This is a genomic window from Sphingomonas sp. BL-S-25, from assembly GCF_055521555.1.
This window is the reverse complement of record NZ_CM145486.1, coordinates 249652-274490: the sequence shown is the minus strand read 5'-3', so window position 1 is coordinate 274490 and position 24839 is coordinate 249652. Positions and strand designations below refer to the sequence as shown.

Sequence of the window (24839 nt, the reverse complement as noted above, 5' to 3'; positions counted from 1 at the left end):
AGTACCTCAAAGCGGAGCGCTCCCTACCGAAGCTGTCGCTTCTCCAGCTTCCGCGCGAGCGTCCGCCGGTGCATCCCCAGCCTCCGCGCGGTCTCGGAGATGTTGAAGTCGGTCTCGACCAAGGTCTGGTGGATATGCTCCCACTCCACCGTCTTGATCGACGATTGCCGCCCGTCCACCGGCACCTCGACATCGCCCTCGCTGCGCGAAAAGGCTGCCTCGATGTCGTCGGTGTTGGACGGCTTGGCGAGGTAATAGTCGGCGCCCAGCTTGATCGCCTCGACCGCAGTCGCGATGCTCGCGAAGCCGGTCAGCACCACGATCCGCATCGCATCGTCGATCGCGCGCAGCCGCGGGACGCAGACCAAACCCGAGGCATTGCCCAGCTTCAGGTCGACCACCGCGAAATTGGGGCGGTGCGTGGCCAGCAGTGCGTCGAGCTCCTCGGGGCTCGACGCGGTGACCACCTGATAGCCGCGTCGCTCGAACGACCGGCGTAGCGTCCGCGCCAGGTCGGCATCGTCCTCGACGATCACCAGCAGCTTTGCCTCGCTCACCGCTGCACCTCCTTGCGATAGGCGAGGGCCGACAGCGGCAGGCGGATGCGCACCACCGCGCCGCCTTCCTCGCGATTGGCGGCCGACGCGGTGCCGCCCAGCTTGCGCAACACATTGACCAGCAGGAAGATGCCGAGCCCGCCGCCCGGCTTGCCCTTGGTCGAACGATAGGGCTTGCCGAACGACTCGAGCATCTCGTGCGAGAAGCCGGGCCCGCGGTCGGCGATCTCGAGGATCAGCGCATCGTCCTCGCGTGCGGCGGTGATGCCGACCCAGTTGGGCGACACCTCACCGGCATTGTCGACGACGTTGGCGATCACCTGGCGCAGCGCGGGGTCGGACACGATCGCGATATCCTCGCCGAACCGGTCCTCATAATGGACCGCGCCGGGCAGGCGGCTGGCGCTCCATTCGGTAACGATCGCGTTCAGGAAATTGCGCATCGTCGTCACCTGCGGCGCGATGCCGCGTGCCTCACCGGCGGAGTTCAGGATGCCGCTGACGATCGTCTTGCAGCGCCGCACCGCCGCATCCATGTCGGCCAGATCCTCCTGAAGCTCGCGGTCGCGGGCCAGCCGCGGCATCGACTTCCAGTCGCCGATCAGCACCGACAGCGACGACAGCGGCGTGCCCAGCTCGTGTGCCGCACCGGAGGCGAGCAGGCCGATGCGGACGATATGATCCTCCTCGATCGCGCGCTGGCGGATCGCGGCGAGCGAGGCGTCGCGGTCGCGCAGGTTGCGCGAGATGCGGGTGACGAACGCGACGAGCAGCACCGCGATCATCGTCAGGCTGATGAAGCTGCCGAGCAGGTACAGGCCGAACACATCGTCGCGATAGGCCGGGGGCAGGGCCAGGGGGCGCGACGAGATGCTGATGCACCCCAGCGCGAACAGCGCCGCGCCCATCAGCAGCCAGGCGGTGGCCGGCCGCAGCAGTACCGCCGCCATCACCACCTGCAGCAGGAACAGCGAGGTGAAGGGATTGGTCGATCCCCCGGTCCAGTAGAGCAGCCAGGCCAGCGCCGCGACGTCGAGCAGCAGCGCGGCGGTCAGCTCGCCATTCGTCACCTCGCGCCGGTGGCGGACCAGCAACAGGCTGGCGAAGTTGAACGCGACCAGCAGGGCAGGGGCGATCAGCAGCACCGGCAGCGGCAGGCGGATGCCCATCAGCCCGTGCACCAGCCCGATCGTCGCCAGCTGCCCGCCCACCGCGATCCATCGCAGCTGGATCAGCAGGCTCATGTTGCGCCGGCCGGCGTCGGTATCGGGCAGGACGGGCGTCACCGCCATCAGCCGCGCGCACTCCGCCGCTCGCCGCGCAGCACCCACCAGGCGCCCCAGGCGGAGAGCAGCGCCATCCCGAACCAGGTCAGCGCATAGATCAGGTGATTGTCGGAAAAGCGCACGACGGTAAGTCCTCCGACCGGTTGGCCGGGGGCGTTCATGGCACGATCCGCGTCGATGAAATAGGGTGCGGCCTTGTCCAGCCGCTGCGCCCGGGCGATCGCCGTCACGTCGCGCGAATACCAGTTGCCCCTCGCCGGATCGTTGCTGCGCAGGAAGCCGCCCTCGGGTTCGCTGATCCGCAGCAGGCCGGTGATCCGCACCGTGCCGGCGGGGCCGGGGGCGAGGCGGTCGCGATCGGCCTGCGACACGAAACCGCGATTGATGAGTATCGTGGTGCCGTCGCCCGAGGCGAGCGGGGTCATCACCCAGTAGCCGGCGCCCAGATCCGAGACGGCGCGGACCAGCACTGTACGATCGTACAACAAGCGTCCGCTTGCCTCGACCCGGCGATAGGTATCGGTGCCGGGGGTGATCGTCGCCCAGCGGTTGGGACCGGGGGCGGGGACGGGGGCGGCGTGGATCCGCGTCTCGACTGCGGCGATCAGCTCGTGCTTCCACGCGCGGCGCTGGACCTGCCAGACGCCCAGCGCGACGAAAAGGGCGACGAGGAGCATCGCCGCCCCGGCCATCGCCATCCGCGCCGCCGGGTGGCGCGGGGGGCGCTGGCCGGTATCGGTCACGGCATCTGGCTCATGTCATGCGGCATGGGCATCATGTTGGTGTTGAGGTGGTACATGACCCACAGCGAGCCCGCGAACATGATCACGACGATGATGATCGTGAACAGCAGCGCGGTCATCGTCCAGCCGCCTTCCGACTTCCCGTTCATGTGCAGGAAATAGATCATGTGGACGACCATCTGGACGCCCGCGAACACCATGATGATCGCGGCTGTCACGCCGGGCTGAAGCGGCTGGGTCATCACCAGCCAGAATGGGATCGCCGTCAGAACCACCGACAGGAGGAAGCCGATGACATAGTCGCGCATCGAACCGTGCGGCTCGGTATCGGCCGTGTGAGGATCGTGGCTCATCGCAGCATTCCCATGAGGTAGACGAAGGTGAAGACGCCGATCCAGATGACGTCCAGGAAGTGCCAGAACAGGCTGAGGCACATCAGCCGGCGCTTGTTCGCCTGGATCAGCCCGCGGCGGCCGACCTGGACCATCAGCGTGATCAGCCAGATCGTGCCGAAGGTCACGTGCAGCCCGTGGGTGCCGACCAGCGTGAAGAACGCCGACAGGAAGGCGCTGCGCTGTGGCGTCGCGCCTTCGTGGATCAGGTGGGCGAACTCATAGAGCTCGATCGACAGGAAGGCGGCACCGAACAGGCCGGTGATCGCCAGCCAGATCAGCACCGGCTTCACCTGGCCGCGCTGCACCGCCAGCATGGCGAAGCCATAGGTGATCGACGAGAACAGCAGCATCGCCGTGTTCAGCGCGACCAGCGGCAGGTCGAACAGGTCCTTGGGCGAGGGGCCGGCGGCATAGTTGCCGCCGAGCACCGCGTAGCAGGCGAACAGGATCGCGAAGATGAGGCAGTCGCTCATCAGGTAGATCCAGAAGCCCAGCATCGTGCTGCCACCCTCGGGATGGTCATGCTCGTCCAGGTCGTAGAAGCGCAGCGGCTCGTCCGGTGCGCCGGCAGTTGCAAGCGTTGTCGTGCTCATCGGATCAGGCTCCGGCGCCCGCGGCAGCTTCGAGCTGGCGGGTGCGCTTTTCCTCGGTCTCGATCACCGTCTCGACCGGAATGTGGAAGTCGCGCTTGTAGTTGAAGGTATGGGCGATCGCGGTGGCGAGCAGGGCAACGAAGCTCACCGCGACCAGCCACCAGATGTGCCACACCAGGGCGAAGCCGCAGACCAGGCTGATGCCCGACAGGATGATGCCCGCGCCGGTGTTGCTCGGCATGTGGATCGCGCGGAAGCCCTTGAGCGGACGCTCTGCATGACGATCCTTCATGTCGTGCCAGGCGTCCAGCGAGTGGATTACCGGGGTGAACGCGAAGTTATAGTCGGGCGGCGGCGACGAGGTCGCCCATTCCAGCGTGCGGCCGTTCCACGGATCTCCCGTCTCGTCGCGCAGTTCCTCGCGGCGCCAGATGCTCACCGCGAACTGGACCAGCATCGCGCCGATGCCCACGGCGATGATCGCCGCGCCGATACCCGCGATCACGAACCAGATCTGGAGCGAGGGGTCGTCGAACACCCGCATGCGGCGGGTCACGCCCATCAGGCCCAGGATGTAGAGCGGCATGAACGCCACCCAGAACCCCACGACCCAGCACCAGAACGAGATCTTGCCCCAGAACACGTCCAGCTTGAAGCCGAACGCCTTGGGCCACCAGTAATTGATCGCGGCGAACAGGCCGAACAGCACGCCGCCGATGATCACGTTGTGGAAGTGCGCGATCAGGAACAGCGAGTTGTGCAGCACGAAGTCGGCCGGCGGCACCGCCAGCAGCACGCCGGTCATGCCGCCCACCACGAAGGTGAGCATGAACGCGACGGTCCACATCATCGGCAGCTCGAACCGGATCCGGCCGCGATACATGGTGAACAGCCAGTTGAAGAGCTTCGCGCCCGTCGGGATCGAGATCACCATGGTGGTGATGCCGAAGAAGCTGTTGACGCTGGCGCCCGATCCCATGGTGAAGAAGTGGTGCAGCCACACCAGGTAGCTCAGGATCGTGATGACGATCGTGGCGTAGACCATCGAGCTGTAGCCGAACAGCTTCTTGCCCGAGAAGGTCGAGGTGACCTCGGAGAAGACGCCGAACAGCGGCAGGATGAGGATGTACACCTCCGGGTGACCCCAGATCCAGATCAGGTTCACGTACATCATGGCGCTGCCGCCAAAGTCGTTCGTGAAGAAGTTGGTATGGGCGTAGCGGTCGAGACCGAGCAGCGCGAGCACCGCGGTCAGCACCGGGAAGGAGGCGACGATCAGCACGTTGGTGCACAGGCTGGTCCAGGTGAAGATCGGCATCTTCATCAGGTTCATGCCCGGCGCGCGCAGCTTCAGGATCGTCACGATCAGGTTGATGCCTGATAAGGTCGTCCCGACGCCTGCGATCTGTAGCGCCCATATATAATAATCGACGCCAACGCTTGGACTGTATGCCAGCCCCGACAGCGGCGGATAGGCCAGCCAGCCGGTCGCGGCGAACTCGCCGATGAACAGCGACGCCATGATGAGCACCGCGCCCGCGGTCGTCATCCAGAAGCTGAAATTGTTCAGGAACGGGAAGGACACGTCGCGCGCACCGATCTGCAGCGGGACGATATAGTTCATCAGTCCGGTGACCAGCGGCATCGCCACGAAGAAGATCATGATCACGCCGTGGGCGGTGAAGACCTGGTCATAGTGATGCGCGGGCAGATAGCCCTCGGACCCGTTGAAGGCGAGCGCCTGCTGGAGCCGCATCATGATCGCGTCGGCAAAGCCGCGCAGCAGCATGATCAGGCCCAGGATCATGTACATGATCCCGATCTTCTTGTGGTCGACGGTGGTGAACCACTCCTTCCACAGATAGCCCCACAGGCGATATTTGGTCAGCAGGCCGACGACCGCCACGCCGCCCAGCATCACCCCGGCAAAGGTGGCGATCAGGATCGGCTCGTGGAACGGCAGCGCTGCGAAGGACAGTTTGCCGAACAGGGCAGACTGGGCGACGGGTTCGGAGGACATCTTTATCGGGCCTGTCAGGAAGCCGGACGCGCCGAAGCCGGGGCTTCGTTGGCGGCGGTGAGGGACGGGGTAGGCGTGGGTTTCGGCGCGGGCTTGTCACGCTTCAGGCCGACGCCGGTCAGCGGGGCCTGGTCGACCGGCCGGGTGTGGGCGCTGGCGACCATGTTCTGGACGGCCGCGGGCGTCGCGCACAGCGCGGCGATATAGGCGCGCGACATGGCGGCGTCGGTGCCGCGCGCGCCATGCTTGTCATAGGACAGGCGCTGCATCACCTGCGCGCTGGCGATGCCCATGCCGCCGCGTGCGTCGATGCCCATCATCTCGTTCATGCACATCTTGCGCGGGTCGACGCACATGTTGACGACCATGTCGAACAGGCCGGGCTCGACCGAGGCGAAGCGGCGCGCCGGCTCCTTCTCGCTCGGACGCTCCAGCTGCAGATATCCGGCGCGGTCCAGCGTGCCACCCTGCTGCTGCGCCTTGGTGCCGGCGACCCAGGCGTCGAACTGGTCGGCGGGCAGGCCGGTCACCTTGAAGCGCATGTGCGAGAAGCCCGCGCCGCTATAGTTGGACGACAGGCCCTGATACTCGCCGGGATTGTTCAGCACGGCGTGCAGCTTCGTCTCCATGCCCGGCATCGCATAGATCTGGCCGGCCAGCGCGGGGATGTAGAAGGAGTTCATCACCGACGAGGACGAGATGCGGAAGCGCACCTGGCGGTCGACCGGCAGCGCCAGCTCGTTGACCGTGGCGACGCCCTGTTCGGGATAGATGAACAGCCATTTCCAGTCGAGCGCGACGACCTGGATCTCCAGTGGCTTGTCATTGGCGGCGAGCGCCTTGCCCGGCGCGGTGCGCGCCAGCGGGCGATAGGGGTCGAGCAGATGCGTGCCGACCCAGGTCAGCGCGCCCAGGCAGATGATGATCAGCAGCGGTGCCGCCCAGATCACCAGCTCGAGCTGGGTCGAGTGATCCCAGTCGGGCTCGTAGCGCGCTTCCTTGTTCGCCGCGCGGTAGCGCCACGCGAACAATATGGTCAGCGCCATGACGGGAATGATGATCAGCAGCATCAGTCCGGTCGAGGCGAGCACGAGATTGCCCTGCTGGCGCGCGACGTCGCCTGCCGGGTCGAGGACCACCAGATGGCTGCACCCGCCGATCAGCGGGAGCGATAGGAGGGCCAAGGAGAGCCGGGCTAGCCGCCGGATCGGTCGATGGGTCTGCTGCATGGTGCGCGCCTACGCCCGACGGGCGGAATCGCCCATAGGACATTTTGTCCAATCCCTTTTGCATCCAACCGAAGTCACAAGCGTATGTTCCCCTGGTGCGTCCGGCGCCGGGATCCGCTATATGTGTCCATATCACATGGGACGCTGCTGCGGGAAACGGATAACGTGGTGCAAGGCCGATCATGACGACGAAGACCGCCGAAGAAGATGTCCGCACGCTGCACGCCAAGGATGGCGGGCATGAAGTGACGCCGGGCGAGATCGCCATCGGCGTGATCGTCGGCCGGACCTCGGAGTTCTTCGACTTCTTCGTCTATGCCATCGCGTCGGTGCTGGTCTTTCCGAAGCTGATCTTTCCCAATGTCCCGCCGCTGACCGGCACGCTTTATTCCTTCGCGATCTTCGCGCTTGCCTTCATTGCCCGGCCGGTCGGCACCTTCGTCTTCACCGCGATCGACCGTGCCTATGGCCGCGGCGCGAAGCTGACAGTCGCGCTGTTCCTGCTCGGCGGATCGACCGCGGCGATCGCCTTCATCCCCGGCTACGAGACGATCGGCGTCGGCGCCGCGGTGCTGCTGGCGCTGTTCCGCATGGGCCAGGGCTTCGCGCTGGGCGGCACCTGGGACGGCCTGTCCTCGCTGCTTGCGGTGCACGCACCCGATGACCGCCGCGGCTGGTGGGCGATGCTGCCGCAGCTCGGCGCGCCGCTGGGCCTGATCGTGGCCAGCCTGTTGTTCACCTTCCTGGTCTCCACGCTCCCGGCCGAGGATTTCCTCAGCTGGGGCTGGCGCTATCCCTTCTTCGTCGCCTTCGCGATCAACGTGGTGGCGCTGTTCGCTCGCCTGCGCATCGTCGTGACCGAGGCCTATGCCCAGTCGTTCGAGCACCGCGATCTCGAGCCCAGCCCGATCATCGAGACGATCGGTGCCGGCTGGCGGACGATCGCGATGGGCGCCTTCGCCCCGCTCGCCAGCTTCGCGCTGTTCCACATGGTCACCGTGTTCCCGCTGTCCTGGGTGTTCCTGTTCACCGACGAAAGCCCGGTCCGCTTCCTGCTGATCGAGGCGGTTGCTGCCGTGTTCGGCATCGGCGCGATCGTCGCCTCGGGCTATCTCGCCGACCGCTATGGCCGCCGCACGATGCTGGGCGCCTGCGCGGTGGGTATCGCGATGTTCAGCGGCTTCGCACCGCAGTTGCTCGACGCCGGCGGCATCGGCGAAACCGTGTTCATGATCCTCGGCTTCATCCTGCTGGGCCTGTCGTTCGGCCAGTCCTCAGGCACGCTGTCGGCGACCTTCGATCCGCGCCACCGCTATACCGGCTCGGCGCTGACCTCGGATCTCGCCTGGCTGTTCGGCGCCGGCTTCGCGCCGCTGGTCGCGCTGTATCTGTCGCACCAGTTCGGCCTGCTCGCCTCGGGCGCCTATCTGCTGTCGGGTGCGCTCGCGACACTGGTCGCGCTGGGCCTCAATCGCGAGCTGGCGAAGAACTCGGCGAAATAAGGTCGCCGGCGCCCGCGCCGGTGATCCCGAACGTCCATCCCTCGGTTTGCGCCAGTTCTGGCGTCAGGCCGGGGGGCGACCACAGCGCCGCCCGCCCGCTCACCTGACGCAGCCACGCCGCGCTCAGCACCGCATCGGTGGCGTGATCGTCATAGCGCGCCAGCGGATCGTGCGGCGTCGACCCCAGCGCCGCCAGCATCCGGTCCAGCGTCTCCCCGTCACGCACCTTGGACAGGCCGCGCCGGATCCCCGCCGCGCGCGCCGCCAGCGTGGTGTAGATTTCGACGATCACCGGCCCGGTCTCCGGCACCGGATCGAACGGCCAGACCGGCACTCGCCCGGACAGCCGGTGCAGCACCCGCATGCCGGTCAGGCTCGACTTGCCGACCTGCGCCGCGCCGACCAGGTTGAAACAGCTATAGGGCAGCAACCCCGCTGCCGCCTGGCCATGCTCGCACACGCGAAACCGCCCGCGCCCCGCGGGGAACAGGTCGCCGCAATCGCGCTGCTGCCGGAAATGCCGCCGCGCCTCCGGGTCGGCGAGAAAGCCGGACGCGCCCAGAAACGGATCGTTGGCGCATAGCGTATCGATCAGCGTCCAGAGCGCCCGGGCATCGGGAGGGCTCCGGTCCCAACCGGGGAAGTACCCGCCCTTATCGGCAAAGGGAAAGGCCGCCGACAGATCGAGCCCGATCAACGCGCGCTCGCCTACCGCAGTCAGCCCCTCGATCCAGGCAAGGATCCCCTCCCGTGACCATCCGCGCTCCGGCTCGACCAGCACCGGCGCTGCTGTACCCGGACCGCACCGCGCCACCGCCAATCCTTTGGGCCGCTCGACCGCCTGGCCGGACCAGTCGATCGCGATGAAGCTGATGAAGGCAGGGGCGGGGTTCATGACGGGACTGCGCAAATGGGGATAATGGCCTGATTACGCAATATTTTGAGCGGCGGGGGTGCGGCGGAACTGAGAAGCACAACATCCTCTCCTCCCTGAAAGGAGGGGCAACCGGATTTGGCTTTTCGCAAGGATCCGAGGAGGCACGGGTTCCGGCGAAAGCCAAAACCCAATCGAGGAAGCCTATCGCTTCTCGCGGAGCCTCGTAGTCACCGTTGCCATGCTCCGGCCTTCGCCGGAGCACAGGCTGGTCAAAACCGATCGCCAAGTGCGACACCGATCACCGCGAGGACAAGCCCAGCCCCCCTGTCAGCGACAGCCAGGCGGGGCACGATCCTTGTGACACAGCTGACCGGTCGTCTCACGGCCGGTCGCGGTCCACCGCCTGTGGCCGGCGCCGGTGTCGCGGGCGGCTCACCGGTCAGGCGCCGCGATCAACCTTCTCGACTTCGGGCAGGTCCGGCTTCGCCACGCTCAATACGGCGTAGCCCAGCAGTCCGGCCGCGAGCGAACCGACCAGGACGCCGATCTTGGCCTCAGCCTGGAGCAGCATGTCGCCGGGGAAGGCCAGCAGGGTGATGAAGATGCTCATCGTGAAGCCGATGCCGCACAGCAGCGCGACGCCCAGCATCTGGGCGCGCCCGGCATAGGCCGGCATGTCGGCCAGGCCGAGACGAATGGCGAGCGTCGCAAATCCGAACACGCCGACCACCTTGCCGACCAGCAGGCCCATCGCGACGCCCAGCGTGACGGGTGCGACCAGCGCCGATGCCGGCAGGCCCAGCACGGGGACCGCCGCATTCGCCATCGCGAAGATGGGCAGGATGATGAATGCCACGGGCAGATGCAGGCCATGTTCCAGGCGGTGAAGCGGACTAACGCATCCCGAATCAGACCGGGCAGGGGTCCGGTCCATCGGAATGGTCAGCGCGAGCATCACCCCTGCCAGCGTCGCATGGACGCCCGACCGCAGCATGAAGACCCACAGCAGCGCGCCGATCACCAGATAGGGCGAGAGCCTGCGGACACCGAAGCGGTTGAGGCCGAACAGCAGCCCCATCATCACCGCGGCGGCCGCCAGGTCGAGCAGCGCGATATCGGCGGTGTAGAACAGGGCGATGATAACGACCGCGCCCAGATCGTCGATGATCGCCAGCGCGGCGAGAAACACCCTGAGCGACGCGGGCACCCGCTGGCCGAGCAGCGAGATCACGCCGAGCGCGAAGGCGATGTCGGTCGCCGCCGGGATCGCCCAGCCGACCGAGGTCGGGCCGCGATTGAACGCCAGATAGATCAGCGCCGGCACCATCATCCCGCCCGCGGCGGCGATCCCCGGCAGCACGCGCCGCGGCCAGGTGGACAGCTGTCCGTCCAGCATCTCGCGCTTGATCTCGAGCCCGACGAGCAGGAAGAAGATCGCCATCAATCCGTCATTGACCCAGTGGCCGAGCGACAGCGGCCCGAGCTTCACGTGCAGCAGATGGTCATAGCCAGGCCCCATCGGCGAGTTGGCGATGATCAGGGCGAGCAGCGCCGCACCCATCAAGGCAAGCCCGGCGGACGACTGGGAATCGAGGAAGCGGCGGATCGCGCTCGGGCGCGCATGGGGTTTGTCGGGCATTGGTCCAATCGGGCATGGCTGATCGGCGCTGGCGGCCCGACCAACGCAGAAGACCTGCCCGCGGCGACGCGCGAACACCCGGCGCCCTGATGCCCTCGTCTGTCGCCCGAGTGCAACAGAAAATGGCGCGGGAAGGGTCGATGCCGAGTCTCCGTGCCGAGTCCGGGCGCCTATTTGGGCGCCGTACCGGGTCGGGACGGGCAATTTGCGCTGCAATCGGGTCGGTCAGCCCCGGCTTTGCCACCGTTCGCCTCGCAGCCTGTCCGCCCGTCGTTCGTTTGCGTCACAACGGGGCAACCTAAAAGGAGACACGCATGCGAAAATTTCGTTCGATTTCAGTCCTCGCGTTTACCCTGACCACTTTTTCCGCGGGCGCTGCGCTTGCTCAGGACGCGCCGACAGCAGGGGCCCAGGACCGCCCGGCCACCGCTCCCATGCCTGCTCAGGCTGCCCCCGCGCCGAGCGTCGGTGCGACCGTCTATGACAATCAGGGCGCGGAAATCGGCAAGATCGAAAGCGTCGCCAACGGCAACGCGGTCGTGTTCACCGGCACCAATCGTGCCGCGGTTCCGCTGTCGAGCTTCGGCACCAGCGACAAGGGCCCGACGCTCGCCGTGACCAAGGCCGAACTCGATGCTGCGGCGGCGCAGGCCGCAGCAGCAGGCGCCCAGCAGCTCCGCGCCCAGCTCAAGCCCGGCACGCAGGTTCACGGATCGGCGGGCTCGGTGCTTGCCACGGTCAAGGCTCTGGATGGCGACAATGTCGTGCTGAGCGCCGGCAGCCGCGAAGTGCGAGTGCCGATCAGCGGGTTCGGGATGAACGCCCAGGGTGTCTTCATCAACATGACCCAGGCCCAGTTCGACGCCGCCGTCGCGGCCACCAAATAAGCGGGCGGAAGACCGGATGGACCGCGTGACCGCGGTTCATCCGGTATGAGTTTGGACTCGCGATCCCGCGCGAAATCTCGCACGATCCGAGGATCGCACGCTCGAGCAGCTGCTCACCTGCTCGAGTGGCATCCGACAGTCGAAGCGAGGTGTCGATTGACCATAGCGCTCCCTGCCAGCGCGTCGGTTCTGCTACGCGTCCTGAAGCGGGTGCTGATCGCCGCGGTCGCGCTGTTCCTGCTTGCCGCCGCCTTGCTCTGCGTCAGCGGCGCCAGCGACGATCTTCGGCAGAGCGACGTCGCCGTGGTCCTCGGCAACACGGTATTGCCCGACGGAAGCCCGTCACCGCGACTGGCCGCCCGGCTGGACGCGGCGGTGACGGTGTGGGTCGACCGGCGGGTCGGCGCGATCATCGTCAGCGGCGGCGTGGATCGCAACGGCACCGACGAGGCCGCCGCGATGCGCCGCTACCTCATCGCGCGCGGAGTCCCCGATGCCGCGATCACCGTCGACCCGCACGGCGTCACCACCTGGGAGACCGCCCGCAACACCGCCGCGATCATGCGCGCCCGCAACTGGCGCACGGCGATGGTGATCAGCCAGTATTTCCACGTGCCCCGCACCCGCTTGGCGCTCGCCCGGTTCGGCATCTCCGATGCCCGGTCAGCGCATCCGAGCTATGTCGAATGGCGCGACCTCTATTCGATCGCGCGCGAGGTGATCGGCTATCCGGCCTATTGGTTCAGGGACCGGGAGGCATAAGGGTTAGCGGGGCAAATTGATCCGGATTGGATCCGACCAGATTTTCCCACCGAACATGTTGCCGCCGTCCAGCGCGAAGCACAGGCCGCCCTTCGCCGAAGCGGCCGGGATCATCTGCAATCGGCTGTCGATGGTCTTGGCTAGTCGATCGTCGAACGTCGCCTTGTATGAAGCGGTTGTGGACAGGCCACTGGCGTCCTCAACCTTCCGTACCCGCCGAGCGTCCGAGAAATAGCCGTCGCCCTGGCTTACCACCTCCCGCGTGGCCGCATCGCGATCGTCGCATGCAAACAGCGTCACTAGGATGAAGCCCGCTCTCAAACGCGTGCGTAGAGTCGCCAGGTCTTCCGGGGTGGAAAAGGTCACCACGATCTGCCGCGCCGAAGCGACCGCTTCCACGCCGTGGACCTTGACCCCTCCGATATGGTGCCGCGGAAGGATCAGCCACCACGCGGCCACCGCCAGGATCGCGAGGCCCAGCAGCGTCAATGATTTGATGCGACGTCCTGACATCAATCAACCACCTGAGATCCGCCAAACCTACAATGATCCGCGATACTGCTTCATACGTTCGCAGATTGCACCCCGGTTGAACAAAAACGGTCCAATCTCTAATCCTGTATTTGAGGGTCGATTACCTTGCTGATAATCGAAATAGCGCCTCCATCATCTTTAAATTCGTAAATGAACATGTCGACCCTTTCATCCTGCGGAAGATAAACAATAAAAGTCATTGGTCTAATCATTCTCAGACCCGATATCCCTCCCGCGTCCTTCAAAGGGTAGTTGGTTGCCAAATCCTCAATGATAAGAGAAATCATACAGGATGTTTTTGCTAACTCGTCGGGACCACATTCTTTTTTGGTTGAAATGAATTTCACATTGAATATACTTGAAGTGTTTTGCTTGACAGCATTATCGCGAGCTATATTGTCATTTTGAATGGAATTTTGTTGCTCATCGATGGGCTTAGAATCTGAGCAATGTGCCAATAGAAAAAACGACATGCAGACAATGCCGCGAAAAATGTTGCTGTTTTTGTACGAAGAACGCATAAATTATACTCCCGCTGACGGGCTAATATTTACCTTTCCACTTTCAAATTCGGAAACTAGACGTGGATAAAGCCTTTTCTTAGATATACCCCAAGGCTTTACAAATTTGGGTTGCGGATAATAGATTGGCGATTTGGGCTCATTTTTGAGAATGTGGATCAATGCGTCGATCCAAGGCATTGCGTGGATAATATCCAGACGCATTCCGGCGCCCATCACACTGTTCTTGTCAGTATCAGTAACGCCATAGCATAGCGGGTTTGTTTTTCCGTTGAGCGGACAGTGGGGTTTGCCGAGATCGACATGATTCAAGCCGAGAAGGTGCCCAATTTCATGAACAAGGCCTGCCTGTAATATCGGGGAGCCTTTGCTATCGTATGATTTCGTAATAGATTTCAAGTCTCCACTATCAAATAATTTAGTATTTGAACCAAACCATTTAGTACCAGGGGCTAGTCGAACTACTTCGATGATATGGTGGAACTTACCTCCATGTTGAACATCCCCTCCTATAACATCAAGTTTACACCATATATTGGGAATTACGATATTCTGACCCGATTTTAATGGCATTAAGCCTTTCGTGTTTAATATCCAGAACTTTCCGCTCCAAAATCTTTCTGCTGTTCGGCACACCGCAACCTTCCACGAATTCCACTCTGAAGGCGTCCATTTGACAATCGACTTAGGCGCACTGCCGACCGTTGTGGTGTCAGCATAAGAGCCTGTCAATTTGTTTCCTTCCGGATTAATTTGCTTGAATCCAAGATTAAGTCGTAATGTCAGTTCCGCGTTATTGCGAGAATTGCACCAGTCCGTGTTCAGGGTTGCGTCATACTTTGACAAATATGCTGTCTTTTTCATGTATCCTCCAAGTAGAGATCATTTCGATTCGAGATCGAAACAAATGAAAAAGTATGAAAAGTCTCGATTATGTTTTAGATTACCGTTTTTGTAGTAAAATAATAGAACTATTCCGATTAAAATGAGCGAGGTCGCGCGAGGCGGGCGTTGGCTATATGTTGAACCCGATGATGTATCGGAAAGCTGCGCTAAATTGTGCGGAGCGAGGAGCTAACGCCGTGTCTGCTAGCCCGCTTTTCCTGATGACTTTGTCAGGCTATCCGCTTTGACTAGATCACCCGTTCGGTCTCGACCGATCGCCACGCCGTCTGAGCAGGCGTTCCGCGCCGATGAAGGCGCGCCTCCGCCTGCGCCAGCCGCTCGACTGCGCGCGGCATGTCCGCCTCCGCCAGCGTGAACGGCAGGCGGATGAAGCGTTCGAACGCGCCGTCGACCGCGAAGCGCGGGCCCGGCACGATGCGCAGGCCCAGGCCTTGTGCCATTGCCGCCAGCGCCGAGGCTTCGGGGCGGGGGAGTTCGGCCCATAAGGCCAGGCCCCCTTCGGGCATCGGGACGCGCCAGTGCGGCAGCGCCTCGGCCAGCAGCGCGCGCAGCCGCTCGCAGCGGCCGCGCAGGTCGGCGGCTCGCGCGGCCGCGCCTTCATCGCGCTCGAACAGCGTGGTGACCGCCAGTTGCTCGAGCACCGGCGTCCCCATGTCGAGCACCGCGCGCAGCCGCGCCAGTTCGGCGATGCGCTGCTCGCTCGCGCGGATCCAGCCGATGCGCAGGCCGCCCCACCAGCGCTTGCTGGCCGATCCCAGGCTGAGGACGAACTGTCCCTCGAGATCGTGCGCAGCGACCGGGGCGGACGCTGCCCCGCCGAAGCTGCTGAACGCCATCGTCTCGTCGATCAGCAGCGGGGTGCGGCTGCGCGCGGCGAGCGCCACCAGTGCGGTGCGGTCGGCCGCGTCCATCAGTCGTCCGGTCGGGTTGTGAAAGTCGGGCAGCAGATAGGCGAAGCGTGGGCCTGCCTGGCGGAAGCTCGCCTCCAGCGCCTCCAGGTCCCAGCCTGACTCGGGCAGCGCTACCGGCACGGGCTGGCAATTGTTGCGCAGGATCGCATCGATCGCGGTGCGATAGGTCGGGTGATCGACCGCGATCCGGTCGCCGGGGCCGGCCATCGCGCGCAGCACCAGCGTCAGTCCGTTCTGCGCCCCGCTCGTCACCATGATCTGCTCGGGCCGGGTCGGGCATCCGCGCCGGTCGTAATCGCGTGCGATCGCTGCGCGCAGCTCGGGCAGTCCCAGCAGCTCATAGCCGATCCCCGTCAGCCAGCCGGGCAGGCGGCGCAGCGCCTCCTCATAGGCCTGCCACAGGCCCGGCGGGGCAGGCAGGGCTGCGGCGGTCCAGTCGATCTCGGCGGGCTCGGTCGCGTCGTCCTGCGGCCGGGCGGCCAGGGCGCCGCCGCCGGGCAGATGGGTGACGCTGCCCGATCCGCGCCGGCTGACCAGATAACCGTCGTCGCGCAACTGGCCATAGGCGGCGGTCAGCGTCGTGCGGCTGACCCCCAGTGCCTGCGCCAGCTCGCGCTCGCCCGGCATCCGCGCACCCAGCGCAACGCGGCCGTCGAGGATCAGCAGCCGCAGCGCGCGGGCGAGCAGGCGGTAGGTCGGCTCGGCGCTGCCCTCGACGCGCCACGCGCCGAGCAGTCGGGAGAGCGAACCGGCCTTGAGCAGGATGGCGGTCATGACCGGTCCACTATCATCGAACTGGCTCTTTCGAACAGGGCCAGTTGCGCGCATCTGGTACGCATGACTCTTCCCGATCGCTTCCCCGCCCGCCTTGCCCAGTTGATGGGCGGCCTCGTCCTCTACGGCGTCTCGATGGCGATGATGGTGCGCGCCAGCCTCGGGCTCGATCCGTGGGACGTGCTGCACCAGGGGCTGGCACCGCCCCTCGGGCTCAGCTTCGGGCTGACCGTCAACCTGGTCGGGCTGGTCGTGCTGCTCTTGTGGCTGCCTTTGCGCCAGCGGCCGGGGATCGGCACGGTGCTCAACATCATCGTCATCGGCACCGTCACCGATATCGCGCTGTCGCTCATCCCCACGCCCGAAGCGTGGGCGGCGAAGCTCGCGATGCTCGCCCTCGGCATCGTGCTCAACGGCATTGCCGGCGGTGCCTATATCGGCGCGGGGCTGGGGCCCGGGCCGCGCGACGGGCTGATGACCGGTTTCTGCGCGCGCACCGGCCTTCCGGTGAAGCGGGTGCGCACCGTGATCGAGCTCGCGGTGCTCGCGATCGGCTGGCTGCTGGGCGGCACGGTCGGGCTCGGCACCGTGCTGTACGCGGTGACGATCGGCTGGGTCGTGCACCATGCCCTGCCGCTGTTCGCGTTCGATCGGCCGCGGCGGACCCCCGCCGCCGCCTGACCTAGTCCAGCGCGGCGATCACGTCGGCGACGAACTTGTTCGCATCGAACGCGGTGCCGGTTCCGTCCTCGCCGCGGCGCACGACCACCAGCTTGCGCGACGGCACGACGAAGATCACCTGGCCGCGATTGCCCTGCGCGGCGAAGGTGCCGGCGGGCAGCCCCTGCGCCGGCCCGAACAGCCACAAGGTCGCGCCATAGCCTGCGCCCGTCGCCGGCTGCGGCCCGCTGGGCGTCGTCATCGTCTTCATCCAGCCGACCGGCAGGATCCTTTTGCCCTGCCACACCCCGTCGTTGAGCCAGAACATCCCCAGCCGCGCAAAGTCGCGCGCATTCGACCAGACCTGGCTCGACAGCACCAGGTTGCCGCCCGCATCCAGTTCGGCAACCGTGCGCGTCATGCCCAGCTTCGCGAACAGCTCGGTGCGCGGATAGGCGGCATAGCGGACATCGTTCTTCATGCCCGCGCGCAGCACGCGGATCGCCGCGACGATATCGACATTGGCATAGCGAAAGCGCGATCCCGGCGCTGCCTCGATCGGCCAGTATCCGACTTCCTCGTCGACCGTCGTCCCGCCGAAATACAGCGCGTCGGTGCGGTTGCCGGCATAGGCTGTGTGCAGCCCGCTCGCCATACGGATCAGATTGTCGAGCGTGATCGTCGCCCGCGTATCGCCGCGCCACAGCCCGGCGCGCTGCCCGACCCGGACGAAGCCGTCGCGCTGGCCGATGCCGATCATCGTACCGGCAATGCTCTTGGCGACCGACCAGGTGCGCTGCGTCGAATTGGGGCCGAAGCCCGCGGCATAGCGCTCGCTGACGATCTGCCCGTCCTTGACGACCAGCACCGACGTCGTCCGCCCCGAATAGCCGCCCGACAGCGCGCGGGCGAAGGGGCGCTCCAGCCGTGGATCGACCTTCACCGTCAGCCCCGCCTGTCCCATCGGCCAGGGCTGCGCATCCATGCTCCCGGCAAAGGGCGTGAAGCGCGCCGCCGGCAGCGATGCCGCAGGCGAGGGCGCGGTCGAGCCGGGCGGCAGGATGGTGCAGCCGCGATCCTGTCGCCAGTCGGCACGGCGCGGCGGCAGCATCTGGTCGAAGCGCACCGACACGCTGGCGCCCCACAACTGCGGCGCGCTCCCGTCCTTCGGCTTGGTCATGAAGCGGCTGATGCTGGCCGACAGCATCGGCATCAGCGGCTGGTAATCGGCATAGATTCCGGTCAGCTCCAGCGCCTCGGCCTGCGCCTGGCTGCGCCCGCCGTTGAACATCGCCCCGCACAGGGTCAGCGCCTTGTACCCCGCGGCGATGCTGCGCTCATAGGGTGTGGCCGGGTTGGACTGGGCATGAGCGGGCAGCGCGGTCGCCATCCCGAATGCCAGCATCATGCCCGCCCGGGCGGCAGTCGTCGCGATGGTCATTCTTCCCCCTGTCTGCGTGCCCGCATCTCGTCCCACCAGGCCATGCGCTCGGCGATCCGCTTTTCCATGCCCCGGTCGGTCGGGGTGTAGAAGGTCTGCGGGCGCATCTCGTCCGGCCAGTAATTCGCGCCGGAAAACCCATCCTCGGCGTCATGGTCGTACTGATAGTTTTTGCCGTAGCCGACATCCTTCATCAGCTTGGTCGGCGCGTTCAGGATATTCTGCGGTGGCATCAGCGACCCCGTCTCCTTCGCGCTGCGCCACGCCGCCTTCTGCGCCATATAGGCCGCGTTGGATTTGGGCGCGGTCGCGAGGTACAGGCACGCCTGCACGATCGCCAGCTCGCCCTCGGGAGACCCGAGAAAGTCGTAGGTGTCCTTGGCGGCGATGCACTGGACCAGCGCCTGCGGATCGGCCAGCCCAATATCCTCGACCGCTGCACGCACCAGCCGGCGCAGCACGAACAGCGGCTGTTCGCCCGCGGTCAGCATCCGCGCCAGATAATAAAGCGCGGCCTGCGGGTCCGATCCACGGATCGACTTATGCAGCGCGGAGATGATATTGTAATGGCCCTCGCGGTCCTTGTCGTACACCGCCACCCGCCGCTGCAGCAGCGCCGACAGCCCGGCCGGATCCAACGGCGCATCCAGCTGGACCGAGAACAGCGTCTCCGCCTGGTTCAGCAGGAACCGCCCGTCGCCGTCGGCGCTCGCGATCAGCGCCGCTCGCGCATCACCGTCCAGCGGCAGCGGCCGCCCCTCGGTCTCCTCCGCACGCGCCAGCAGCTTGTCGAGCGCCGCTGCGTCCAGCCGGTGGAGGATCAGCACCTGCGCCCGGCTGAGCAGTGCCGCGTTCAGCTCGAAACTCGGATTCTCGGTCGTCGCGCCGACCAGGGTGACGGTGCCATTCTCGACGAACGGCAGGAAACCGTCCTGCTGCGACCGGTTGAACCGGTGGATCTCGTCCACGAACAACAGCGTCTTGCGCCCCAGCCGGGCATGGTCCTTCGCCTCGGCAAATACCTTCTTCAGCTCGGCTACGCCCGAGAACACCGCCGAGATCGCGACGAAGCGCAGCCCCACCGCATCGGCCAGCAGCCGCGACATGGTCGTCTTGCCCGTGCCCGGCGGCCCCCAGAAGATGATCGACGACAGCCGTCCGGCCGCCACCATTCGCCCGATTGCGCCTTCCGGGCCGGTCAGATGCTCCTGTCCGACGACATCCTCCAGCCGGCGCGGGCGCAGCCGGTCGGCCAGCGGCGCATCGGGGCCGGGCTCGTCGGGCGGGGGCGGGGGTTCGTGCGAAGCGAAGAGGTCGGCCATGGGCCGCCCTAGATAGGCGCTGCGGCGAAACTTGCGAAGCACCGATGCGACCCTCTTGTCAAAATGCGATCAAGATATATCTTGGAAGCATCGTGAGTCGTTTTTCAGGAGTTAAGACCATGGGATGGGGTTTCCATCATCACAATCACCACCGCCATCACGGCCGCCGTCACGGCGGTGAGGATGGCATGCGCGGCGAACGCGGCTGCGGCCCGCGCGGCGGCGGCTGGAACCGCCGCTTCTTCGACCAGATGGCACAGGCCATGGAACAGGGCGGCGGCCGCGGCCGGCGCCGGATGTTCGACGGCAGCGAACTGCGCCTGATCCTGCTCAAGCTGATCGCCGAACAGCCGCGTCACGGCTATGACCTGATCCGCGAGATCGAGGAGCGCTCGGGCGGCGCCTATGCGCCCAGCCCCGGCGTCGTCTATCCGACGCTCAGCCTGCTCGACGAGATGGACCTGATCGAGGAGCACAAGGCCGAGGGGGCGAAGAAGCAGTTCGGTATCACCGCCGCCGGCACCGCGCATCTCGAGGAACGCGCGGAGGAGGTGCAGGCATTGTTCGATCGCCTCGCCGAACTCGGCTCGATGCGCGAACGCGCCAATGGCGGCCCGGTCCGCCGCGCGATGGGCAATCTGCGCACCGCGCTCCACGACCGGCTCGCCAATGGCGATCCGAACCCGGAGACGCTGCACGAGATCGCCGAGATCCTCGACGAGGCCGTGCGCCGGATCGAGCGGTTGTAAGCCGCCCGCCGCATCTCCAGATCTTCGCGCAGGCGTCGCGGCCCTCGTGGCCCGGCGCCTGCGTCACCTGCGAAAGGACCAGAATGACCCTCGCAACCGTCAGCAGCACCGCCCGCGTCCCCACCGACAGCGCGAGCAAATATCTCCAGCAGCTATGCAAGCACTGGCAGCACAATCTCCAGGTCGAATTCACCGCCGAAAACGGCACGGTGATCTTCCCGAAGGACGCGCGCGGCGCCGACTTTCCGGGCGACGCGGTGGTAACCTTCAACGCGGTCGAGGACGGCCTCGACCTGCGCATCGACGCCTCGAGCGACGAACAGCTCCAGGGCCTGAAGGGCGCGGTAGAACGCCATCTCGACCGGTTCGCGTTCCGCGAGGCGCCGCTGACCTATGACTGGAAGTGACCTGAGCCGGACCTGACGCAAATGCGGCGCCCTTCTCTTGCGAGGAGGACGCCGCATCCGGTCCAGCCGCTCAGCGGTTGGCGAGGCCGATCTGCTTCATGTTGTTCATCGTCTGGGCGCGCGTCGGCCGCTCCTTGGCGGGGCGCGGCTTCGGCGCAGCGCGGGTGCCGCGCTTCGCCGGCTTGGCCTGGTCGCCGGGTCGGGGGGCGTCGCGCAGATCGGTGGCGGAACCGTTCATCCCGCCAAAGCCGCCACTGCCCGCGGGCTTGGCCTGGTCCTGCGCAAGGGCAGGGCCGGCGATGACGAGCGCCGAGAAGGCGGCGGCGATGATCATGGTCTTAGACATTGGGGGCTATCCTCTATCCGGTTCGTCCGGCGTCGCTGCCGGATCGATGCGGCGTCCCTAGGCGCCCGACAGGGTTGCGAGCAGTTGCAGCGACGGTCGCCAAACGGTGCAACGGTTGCATGGCACAGAGCGCGCCCGATTTCAGGCGCCTGAGCTACCGGTAGTGAATCCCGTCCGCCGACCGAACGCCCATGGCAAGCAGACGAAGACGATCTGCCGCTATTTTGTCGAGACTGCGTTCAGATAGGCCAGCAACGCCGTCTCCAGTTGTGCCGACAGGCACGCCGTGAATTCGGCTGAACCATAGCCTTCAAGCATGGTTCGCGGCAGCCCCAGGAAGATGCTGAGGAACACCTCGGCGGTCACGCTCAAATTTTCGAATTTGGCGTCCGGTGCCGATCGCAGCGTTTCGGCGATCGCCGGGAGCATCATGTTGTGGATCGTGAGTGCGATGTTTTTCCCGGTCTTCTCTGCCGCGACCGCGTAGAGCACGGCCGCTTCCTGCGGATTGCTCATTTTGAGGCGCAGCAGCACCTCCACCAGATGCCTGGTCATCTCGGTAATCGGCTTGCCCGCAGCCTCCGTGCATGCGCCGATCACCGAAGCCGAGAACGCATCCAGGTGCCGTTCCAGCACGGCGGCGAGCAGCACGTCGCGATTGGGATAATATTGATAGATCGTACCCACGGATACGCCCGCGCGCCGCGCGATGCGGGTGGTGGTGCAGTGGCCGAGTCCCTCCCTCGTCAAAACGTGAATCACCGCGGTGTGCAGCGCCGCGATCGTCGCCATCGAGCGGGCTTGAACCGGCAGTTTCCGGACGATTGCGGGCTCGGAAAGGAAGCTCATGAAACGCGAATTCCAATGCTTGTCGATTCTACATACGATCAGGGTGCGACAGAGTTTCCGCGAGACATAATGGAGGTCAAGATGCCGATGCCCGCCGCTCCGAACTATGAGAATAGATCCAGCCCCTTCGCGTCCTGGTGGCTCAATCACGTCGCCGTCAGAGTGCCTGACTTCAGCACGGGTGTGCGGTGGTATTCCGAAACGCTGGACTTTCGGTTGGTGCATAGCTGGCCCTATGAAGAAGGCATCACGTTCGGATATTTGTCGCCCGCCACCGACAATCGTGTTCGTCTCGAGCTGATGGGAGGGCCTGGCGCCCAGCCCAAGCCGCGCTATGCGGATCTGAACGACAGTTTGTCGCTGCATGGATTTCACCATGTGGGCTTTCGCGTGGATGACGTGGACGAGGCCGTCAGGATGCTCAAGGCACGCGGGGTGACCATCCTGTCCGAACCGACGGATTTCGAGGCCTGCAATCGGCGCTTCGCCGTCTTCTGCGATCCATGGGGCAATGTTTTCGAAGTGGACCGACCGATCGTGCCCGACGGCTCTCGAGCCTAGCCGAAGGGTACTCGACATGGGGGCATCGTCTACCCAGTTCGTCCGGAGACGCTGCCGGATCGATGCGCGGGCCCTCACCGTCCCGAGGGGGTGCGAGCAGGTGCAGGGGCGGTCGGCGAACGGGGCAAGGGTCGCAGCCCCGGAGCGCGCCCGATCTCAGTCGGCTCAGTTAACGGTAGCGAATCCCGTTCGCCGCCAGAAACCCCTTGGCATCGAAGTGGCTCCAGACTTCTCCCCATGGTTACGCGCCCGGGACGATGCTCATTTCCTCAGTCAGAATGCGGCGGACAAAGGCGATCTCGGCATCGATCGCCTCGCGCGTCGGCCAGCCGTCTCGGAGTTCCACCTCGACCAGGCGGACATTCCAGCTGGCTCGTTCCAATGTCCCGTCATGAAATCCCAGCGACAGCCAGGCCGGTCTCCCGCCGAAGCTCAGGCCCCCCAGGTCCAGCCAGCGATAGCCATTGCCATGATCGCGCGAGCGGAGGATCAGGTCCCGCACGCGAAGCTCGACCTCGGCACTGTGGGCCCGCGGCTCGATCGCGAGGGCGCCGTCGAACAGGATGCCGCCGCTGTCGCGGTCGATCGCGAAGGCAATGCGGTCTTGCTCTGCGGTCACGCTGCGCCTCTTGCCTCTGGCTGATGCATCTCGTCGCTCACCGCGCGACCAGCAATCCCTCGGCCAGCGTCCGGAACGCCTCGATCGCCCGGTCCAGCACCGCGGCCGGATCCTCCGCCGCCGCAACCCACAGGGCGGCGTTCAGCGCCGCGCCGTTGAACAGCCGCGCCGCCGCTTCGATATCGACCGGCCGGATCACGCCCGCGCCCTGCAACTGCGCCATGCTGCGGACGGTGACCTCCAGGCACGCCTGCTCCCCCGGCCAGGTCGATGGATCGCCCAGCACCGCCGGTCCGTCGAGCAGCATGATCCGCTGCACCTCTGGATCCAGCGCCATGCGGATATAGGCGACGCCTTCGTCGATCAGCCCCGACCAGGGATCGGGCGCCGCCTCGCGCGCCTGCGCCATCTTCGCCGACATCTCGCCATCGATCTGGTCGATCACCGCAGCCAGCAGGCCCTTCTTGTCGCCAAAGCCATGATAGAGCGCGCCGCGCGTCAGCCCGACCGATGCGGTCAGCTCGTCCATCGACGCCGCGGCATAGCCCTGTTCGGCAAAGGTGGCGCGCGCGGCGGCGATCATCCGCGCGCGATTGGCCGCGGCGCCCGCCGTTCGCACGCCTTCGCCCCTGCCCATTGGTCGGGCGGTTGACATACGCCGCGTATGTTTCGATATATCCGACATACGCGGCGTATGTAATGCCGCGACGACTGCTTGCAATCGAAAGGACACCCCATGTCAGCACGCGATGCGATTTTCCCGCCGGGCCGCCAGGCGCTGTACGACCAGAACCGCTATTCCGCTGCGATCCGCTCGGGCGATCTGCTGTTCGTCTCGGGTCAGGTCGGCAGCCGAGACGACGGCACGCCCGAACCAGAATTCGCCGCCCAGGTCCGCCGCGCCTTCGCGAACCTCAAGGCGGTGCTCGCGGCCGCCGGATGCAGCTTCGACGATGTCGTCGACGTCACGACCTTCCACACCGATCCGGAAAACCAGTTCGACACCATCATGGCGATCCGCGACGAGGAAATCGGCGCACCGCCCTATCCGAACTGGACCGCCGTCGGCGTGACCTGGCTCTTCGGCTATGATTTCGAGATCAAGGCGATCGCGCGTATCCCGGTTGGGGCGGGCGGAAGCCGGCAAAGCGAAAGCTGATCGCGAGCGGCGTGCCGGACACCCGGCCTCTGCTGGAGCCGGGCGTCAGGCGGGATGGACCTGCGACGACGCCTGCGCTCCCACCGTCGTCGCCCATTCGCGGATGCGCCAGCTGCGCACCAGCCCGTTGGCGATATAGGCGTCCTGCTCGACGAACCGCTCGACCACCGCCGGGCTGTCGCCCTTGAACAGGATGATGCCCTGGTCCATCGGATCGGTCAGCGCTCCGGCAAGCACCAGCTCTCCGCGATCCGCCGCCGCCCAGGCACCCGTCAGATGCGCATCGCGAAAAGCACCCCGGCGAGCCTCGAAGTCATCGGCGAAATCCAGAAACAATAGATAGTGCGTCATGCGGTCGCTCCCTTGGGCCTTGCCTGCTCGTCCGGGAAGCGTGTGGAGGATCGGTCCAGCACTGCCCGTCAATTGGGAAAACGTCAGGTGATCCGGCCTGGTTCGCCTCCCTTTCGTCCGCTCTGAAGCGACCGGAAGGCGACATCGCCGAGCGAACGCACAGTTCCAAGCTGACTTACTCCCAACGCCTCGGGCAATTGCGTTGGCTTGGAACAGCCCTCTGCTCCGGCGAAGGGCGG

28 protein-coding genes are annotated in these 24839 nt (G+C 65.5%); 8 read left to right on the top strand and 20 right to left on the bottom strand.

Annotated features, from left to right (window positions below; translation table 11 throughout):
- Positions 1-23: 23 nt before the first annotated feature.
- From ACZ1H8_RS01360 to cyoA, 7 genes are read right to left on the bottom strand one after another with little or no spacing between them, the layout of a single operon-like run.
- Positions 24-557 carry a response regulator transcription factor gene (locus ACZ1H8_RS01360; protein WP_110150956.1) on the bottom strand — a complete coding sequence of 178 codons (534 nt, stop codon included), beginning with the start codon at positions 555-557 and terminating at the stop codon, positions 24-26.
- The gene (locus tag ACZ1H8_RS01355; RefSeq protein ID WP_110150999.1) at positions 554-1849 is read right to left on the bottom strand and encodes an ATP-binding protein; all 1296 of its coding nucleotides are present in this window, start codon (positions 1847-1849) and stop codon (positions 554-556) included. Before ACZ1H8_RS01355 ends, ACZ1H8_RS01360 begins: the two co-directional genes overlap by 4 nt.
- Positions 1849-2541, bottom strand: coding sequence for an SURF1 family protein (locus ACZ1H8_RS01350; protein WP_465181312.1), 693 nt, complete (start codon positions 2539-2541; stop codon positions 1849-1851). The genes ACZ1H8_RS01355 and ACZ1H8_RS01350 overlap by 1 nt, the downstream gene beginning before the upstream one ends.
- A 41-nt stretch (positions 2542-2582) precedes the next feature.
- Positions 2583-2939, bottom strand: coding sequence for a cytochrome o ubiquinol oxidase subunit IV (cyoD, locus tag ACZ1H8_RS01345; protein WP_110150955.1), 357 nt, complete (start codon positions 2937-2939; stop codon positions 2583-2585).
- Complete coding sequence (cyoC, locus tag ACZ1H8_RS01340; protein ID WP_110150954.1) at positions 2936-3574, bottom strand: cytochrome o ubiquinol oxidase subunit III; 639 nt, start codon at positions 3572-3574, stop codon at positions 2936-2938. The genes cyoD and cyoC overlap by 4 nt, the downstream gene beginning before the upstream one ends.
- A gap of 4 nt (positions 3575-3578) precedes the next feature.
- Complete coding sequence (cyoB, locus tag ACZ1H8_RS01335; RefSeq protein ID WP_465179608.1) at positions 3579-5594, bottom strand: cytochrome o ubiquinol oxidase subunit I; 2016 nt, start codon at positions 5592-5594, stop codon at positions 3579-3581.
- Positions 5595-5608: 14 nt separating this feature from the next.
- Complete coding sequence (cyoA, locus tag ACZ1H8_RS01330) at positions 5609-6823, bottom strand: ubiquinol oxidase subunit II (RefSeq protein ID WP_465179607.1); 1215 nt, start codon at positions 6821-6823, stop codon at positions 5609-5611.
- Positions 6824-7005: 182 nt separating this feature from the next.
- Between cyoA and ACZ1H8_RS01325 the strand changes: the two genes are divergently transcribed.
- On the top strand, positions 7006-8325 hold the full coding sequence (locus ACZ1H8_RS01325; RefSeq protein ID WP_465179606.1) for an MFS transporter: 1320 nt from the start codon (positions 7006-7008) through the stop codon (positions 8323-8325).
- Here ACZ1H8_RS01325 and ACZ1H8_RS01320 read toward each other — a convergent pair.
- The gene (locus tag ACZ1H8_RS01320; protein WP_465179605.1) at positions 8291-9220 is read right to left on the bottom strand and encodes a hypothetical protein; all 930 of its coding nucleotides are present in this window, start codon (positions 9218-9220) and stop codon (positions 8291-8293) included. The two genes, ACZ1H8_RS01325 and ACZ1H8_RS01320, sit on opposite strands and share 35 nt — an antisense overlap.
- Positions 9221-9641: 421 nt before the next feature.
- A complete protein-coding gene (gene nhaA / locus ACZ1H8_RS01315) occupies positions 9642-10841 on the bottom strand; it encodes a Na+/H+ antiporter NhaA (protein WP_465179604.1) in 1200 nt (399 codons plus the stop codon).
- A 434-nt stretch (positions 10842-11275) separates the two neighbouring features.
- On the opposite strand from nhaA, the gene ACZ1H8_RS01310 reads away from it, so the two are divergent.
- Positions 11276-11728: a hypothetical protein gene (locus tag ACZ1H8_RS01310; protein ID WP_465179603.1), complete on the top strand. Its 453-nt coding sequence runs from the start codon at positions 11276-11278 to the stop codon at positions 11726-11728.
- Between the two features lie 156 nt (positions 11729-11884).
- Positions 11885-12490: a YdcF family protein gene (locus ACZ1H8_RS01305; RefSeq protein ID WP_465179602.1), complete on the top strand. Its 606-nt coding sequence runs from the start codon at positions 11885-11887 to the stop codon at positions 12488-12490.
- Between the two features lie 3 nt (positions 12491-12493).
- On the opposite strand, the gene ACZ1H8_RS01300 is transcribed toward ACZ1H8_RS01305, so the two are convergent.
- The 4 genes from ACZ1H8_RS01300 to yczR form a co-directional block, all read right to left on the bottom strand.
- Positions 12494-13003: a hypothetical protein gene (locus ACZ1H8_RS01300; RefSeq protein WP_465179601.1), complete on the bottom strand. Its 510-nt coding sequence runs from the start codon at positions 13001-13003 to the stop codon at positions 12494-12496.
- A 98-nt stretch (positions 13004-13101) separates the two neighbouring features.
- Complete coding sequence (locus ACZ1H8_RS01295; RefSeq protein WP_465179600.1) at positions 13102-13545, bottom strand: hypothetical protein; 444 nt, start codon at positions 13543-13545, stop codon at positions 13102-13104.
- A gap of 3 nt (positions 13546-13548) precedes the next feature.
- On the bottom strand, positions 13549-14409 hold the full coding sequence (locus tag ACZ1H8_RS01290; protein ID WP_465179599.1) for a hypothetical protein: 861 nt from the start codon (positions 14407-14409) through the stop codon (positions 13549-13551).
- Between the two features lie 269 nt (positions 14410-14678).
- Positions 14679-16136, bottom strand: coding sequence for a MocR-like transcription factor YczR (gene yczR / locus ACZ1H8_RS01285; RefSeq protein ID WP_465179598.1), 1458 nt, complete (start codon positions 16134-16136; stop codon positions 14679-14681).
- A gap of 63 nt (positions 16137-16199) precedes the next feature.
- Here yczR and yczE point away from each other — a divergent pair, with 63 nt between their 5' ends.
- Positions 16200-16817: a membrane protein YczE gene (gene yczE, locus ACZ1H8_RS01280; protein ID WP_465179597.1), complete on the top strand. Its 618-nt coding sequence runs from the start codon at positions 16200-16202 to the stop codon at positions 16815-16817.
- Between the two features lies 1 nt (position 16818).
- Here yczE and ACZ1H8_RS01275 read toward each other — a convergent pair whose 3' ends face one another.
- Both ACZ1H8_RS01275 and ACZ1H8_RS01270 read right to left on the bottom strand, forming a co-directional pair.
- The gene (locus tag ACZ1H8_RS01275; RefSeq protein ID WP_465179596.1) at positions 16819-18237 is read right to left on the bottom strand and encodes a serine hydrolase domain-containing protein; all 1419 of its coding nucleotides are present in this window, start codon (positions 18235-18237) and stop codon (positions 16819-16821) included.
- Complete coding sequence (locus ACZ1H8_RS01270; RefSeq protein WP_465179595.1) at positions 18234-19559, bottom strand: replication-associated recombination protein A; 1326 nt, start codon at positions 19557-19559, stop codon at positions 18234-18236. Before ACZ1H8_RS01270 ends, ACZ1H8_RS01275 begins: the two co-directional genes overlap by 4 nt.
- 119 nt (positions 19560-19678) lie before the next feature.
- On the opposite strand from ACZ1H8_RS01270, the gene ACZ1H8_RS01265 reads away from it, so the two are divergent.
- Positions 19679-20308 carry a PadR family transcriptional regulator gene (locus tag ACZ1H8_RS01265; RefSeq protein ID WP_465179594.1) on the top strand — a complete coding sequence of 210 codons (630 nt, stop codon included), beginning with the start codon at positions 19679-19681 and terminating at the stop codon, positions 20306-20308.
- Positions 20309-20391: 83 nt separating this feature from the next.
- Positions 20392-20715: a DUF2218 domain-containing protein gene (locus ACZ1H8_RS01260; protein ID WP_465179593.1), complete on the top strand. Its 324-nt coding sequence runs from the start codon at positions 20392-20394 to the stop codon at positions 20713-20715.
- Between the two features lie 70 nt (positions 20716-20785).
- Here ACZ1H8_RS01260 and ACZ1H8_RS01255 read toward each other — a convergent pair whose 3' ends face one another.
- Together ACZ1H8_RS01255 and ACZ1H8_RS01250 are read right to left on the bottom strand one after the other, a co-directional pair.
- Positions 20786-21061, bottom strand: a complete 276-nt coding sequence (locus ACZ1H8_RS01255; RefSeq protein ID WP_465179591.1) for a hypothetical protein — start codon at positions 21059-21061, stop codon at positions 20786-20788.
- A gap of 219 nt (positions 21062-21280) precedes the next feature.
- Entirely contained in the window at positions 21281-21910 is a 630-nt protein-coding gene (locus ACZ1H8_RS01250) for a TetR/AcrR family transcriptional regulator (protein ID WP_465179590.1), read from the bottom strand.
- 81 nt (positions 21911-21991) lie between these two features.
- Between ACZ1H8_RS01250 and ACZ1H8_RS01245 the strand changes: the two genes are divergently transcribed.
- Entirely contained in the window at positions 21992-22471 is a 480-nt protein-coding gene (locus tag ACZ1H8_RS01245; RefSeq protein ID WP_465179589.1) for a VOC family protein, read from the top strand.
- A 241-nt stretch (positions 22472-22712) separates the two neighbouring features.
- Here ACZ1H8_RS01245 and ACZ1H8_RS01240 read toward each other — a convergent pair whose 3' ends face one another.
- Both ACZ1H8_RS01240 and ACZ1H8_RS01235 read right to left on the bottom strand, forming a co-directional pair.
- Positions 22713-23090: a hypothetical protein gene (locus ACZ1H8_RS01240; RefSeq protein WP_465179588.1), complete on the bottom strand. Its 378-nt coding sequence runs from the start codon at positions 23088-23090 to the stop codon at positions 22713-22715.
- A 37-nt stretch (positions 23091-23127) separates the two neighbouring features.
- Positions 23128-23727: a TetR/AcrR family transcriptional regulator gene (locus ACZ1H8_RS01235; protein ID WP_465179587.1), complete on the bottom strand. Its 600-nt coding sequence runs from the start codon at positions 23725-23727 to the stop codon at positions 23128-23130.
- 99 nt (positions 23728-23826) lie between these two features.
- Between ACZ1H8_RS01235 and ACZ1H8_RS01230 the strand changes: the two genes are divergently transcribed.
- On the top strand, positions 23827-24249 hold the full coding sequence (locus ACZ1H8_RS01230) for a RidA family protein (protein ID WP_465179586.1): 423 nt from the start codon (positions 23827-23829) through the stop codon (positions 24247-24249).
- Positions 24250-24294: 45 nt separating this feature from the next.
- Here the strand turns inward: ACZ1H8_RS01230 and ACZ1H8_RS01225 are convergent, their stop codons facing one another.
- Positions 24295-24600, bottom strand: coding sequence for a YciI-like protein (locus tag ACZ1H8_RS01225; protein WP_465179585.1), 306 nt, complete (start codon positions 24598-24600; stop codon positions 24295-24297).
- Positions 24601-24839 lie beyond the last annotated feature (239 nt).

Coding starts and splice junctions, on each gene's coding strand:
- ACZ1H8_RS01355 (WP_110150999.1), bottom strand. CDS start 1,849: ATGGCGGTGACGCCCGTCCTGCCCGATACCGACGCCGGCCGGCGCAAC.
- ACZ1H8_RS01350 (WP_465181312.1), bottom strand. CDS start 2,541: ATGGCGATGGCCGGGGCGGCGATGCTCCTCGTCGCCCTTTTCGTCGCG.
- cyoD (WP_110150955.1), bottom strand. CDS start 2,939: ATGAGCCACGATCCTCACACGGCCGATACCGAGCCGCACGGTTCGATG.
- cyoC (WP_110150954.1), bottom strand. CDS start 3,574: ATGAGCACGACAACGCTTGCAACTGCCGGCGCACCGGACGAGCCGCTG.
- cyoB (WP_465179608.1), bottom strand. CDS start 5,594: ATGTCCTCCGAACCCGTCGCCCAGTCTGCCCTGTTCGGCAAACTGTCC.
- cyoA (WP_465179607.1), bottom strand. CDS start 6,823: ATGCAGCAGACCCATCGACCGATCCGGCGGCTAGCCCGGCTCTCCTTG.
- ACZ1H8_RS01325 (WP_465179606.1), top strand. CDS start 7,006: ATGACGACGAAGACCGCCGAAGAAGATGTCCGCACGCTGCACGCCAAG.
- ACZ1H8_RS01320 (WP_465179605.1), bottom strand. CDS start 9,220: ATGAACCCCGCCCCTGCCTTCATCAGCTTCATCGCGATCGACTGGTCC.
- nhaA (WP_465179604.1), bottom strand. CDS start 10,841: ATGCCCGACAAACCCCATGCGCGCCCGAGCGCGATCCGCCGCTTCCTC.
- ACZ1H8_RS01310 (WP_465179603.1), top strand. CDS start 11,276: ATGCCTGCTCAGGCTGCCCCCGCGCCGAGCGTCGGTGCGACCGTCTAT.
- ACZ1H8_RS01300 (WP_465179601.1), bottom strand. CDS start 13,003: ATGTCAGGACGTCGCATCAAATCATTGACGCTGCTGGGCCTCGCGATC.
- ACZ1H8_RS01295 (WP_465179600.1), bottom strand. CDS start 13,545: ATGCGTTCTTCGTACAAAAACAGCAACATTTTTCGCGGCATTGTCTGC.
- ACZ1H8_RS01290 (WP_465179599.1), bottom strand. CDS start 14,409: ATGAAAAAGACAGCATATTTGTCAAAGTATGACGCAACCCTGAACACG.
- yczR (WP_465179598.1), bottom strand. CDS start 16,136: ATGACCGCCATCCTGCTCAAGGCCGGTTCGCTCTCCCGACTGCTCGGC.
- yczE (WP_465179597.1), top strand. CDS start 16,200: ATGACTCTTCCCGATCGCTTCCCCGCCCGCCTTGCCCAGTTGATGGGC.
- ACZ1H8_RS01275 (WP_465179596.1), bottom strand. CDS start 18,237: ATGACCATCGCGACGACTGCCGCCCGGGCGGGCATGATGCTGGCATTC.
- ACZ1H8_RS01270 (WP_465179595.1), bottom strand. CDS start 19,559: ATGGCCGACCTCTTCGCTTCGCACGAACCCCCGCCCCCGCCCGACGAG.
- ACZ1H8_RS01265 (WP_465179594.1), top strand. CDS start 19,679: ATGGGATGGGGTTTCCATCATCACAATCACCACCGCCATCACGGCCGC.
- ACZ1H8_RS01260 (WP_465179593.1), top strand. CDS start 20,392: ATGACCCTCGCAACCGTCAGCAGCACCGCCCGCGTCCCCACCGACAGC.
- ACZ1H8_RS01255 (WP_465179591.1), bottom strand. CDS start 21,061: ATGTCTAAGACCATGATCATCGCCGCCGCCTTCTCGGCGCTCGTCATC.
- ACZ1H8_RS01250 (WP_465179590.1), bottom strand. CDS start 21,910: ATGAGCTTCCTTTCCGAGCCCGCAATCGTCCGGAAACTGCCGGTTCAA.
- ACZ1H8_RS01245 (WP_465179589.1), top strand. CDS start 21,992: ATGCCGATGCCCGCCGCTCCGAACTATGAGAATAGATCCAGCCCCTTC.
- ACZ1H8_RS01235 (WP_465179587.1), bottom strand. CDS start 23,727: ATGGGCAGGGGCGAAGGCGTGCGAACGGCGGGCGCCGCGGCCAATCGC.
- ACZ1H8_RS01230 (WP_465179586.1), top strand. CDS start 23,827: ATGTCAGCACGCGATGCGATTTTCCCGCCGGGCCGCCAGGCGCTGTAC.
- ACZ1H8_RS01225 (WP_465179585.1), bottom strand. CDS start 24,600: ATGACGCACTATCTATTGTTTCTGGATTTCGCCGATGACTTCGAGGCT.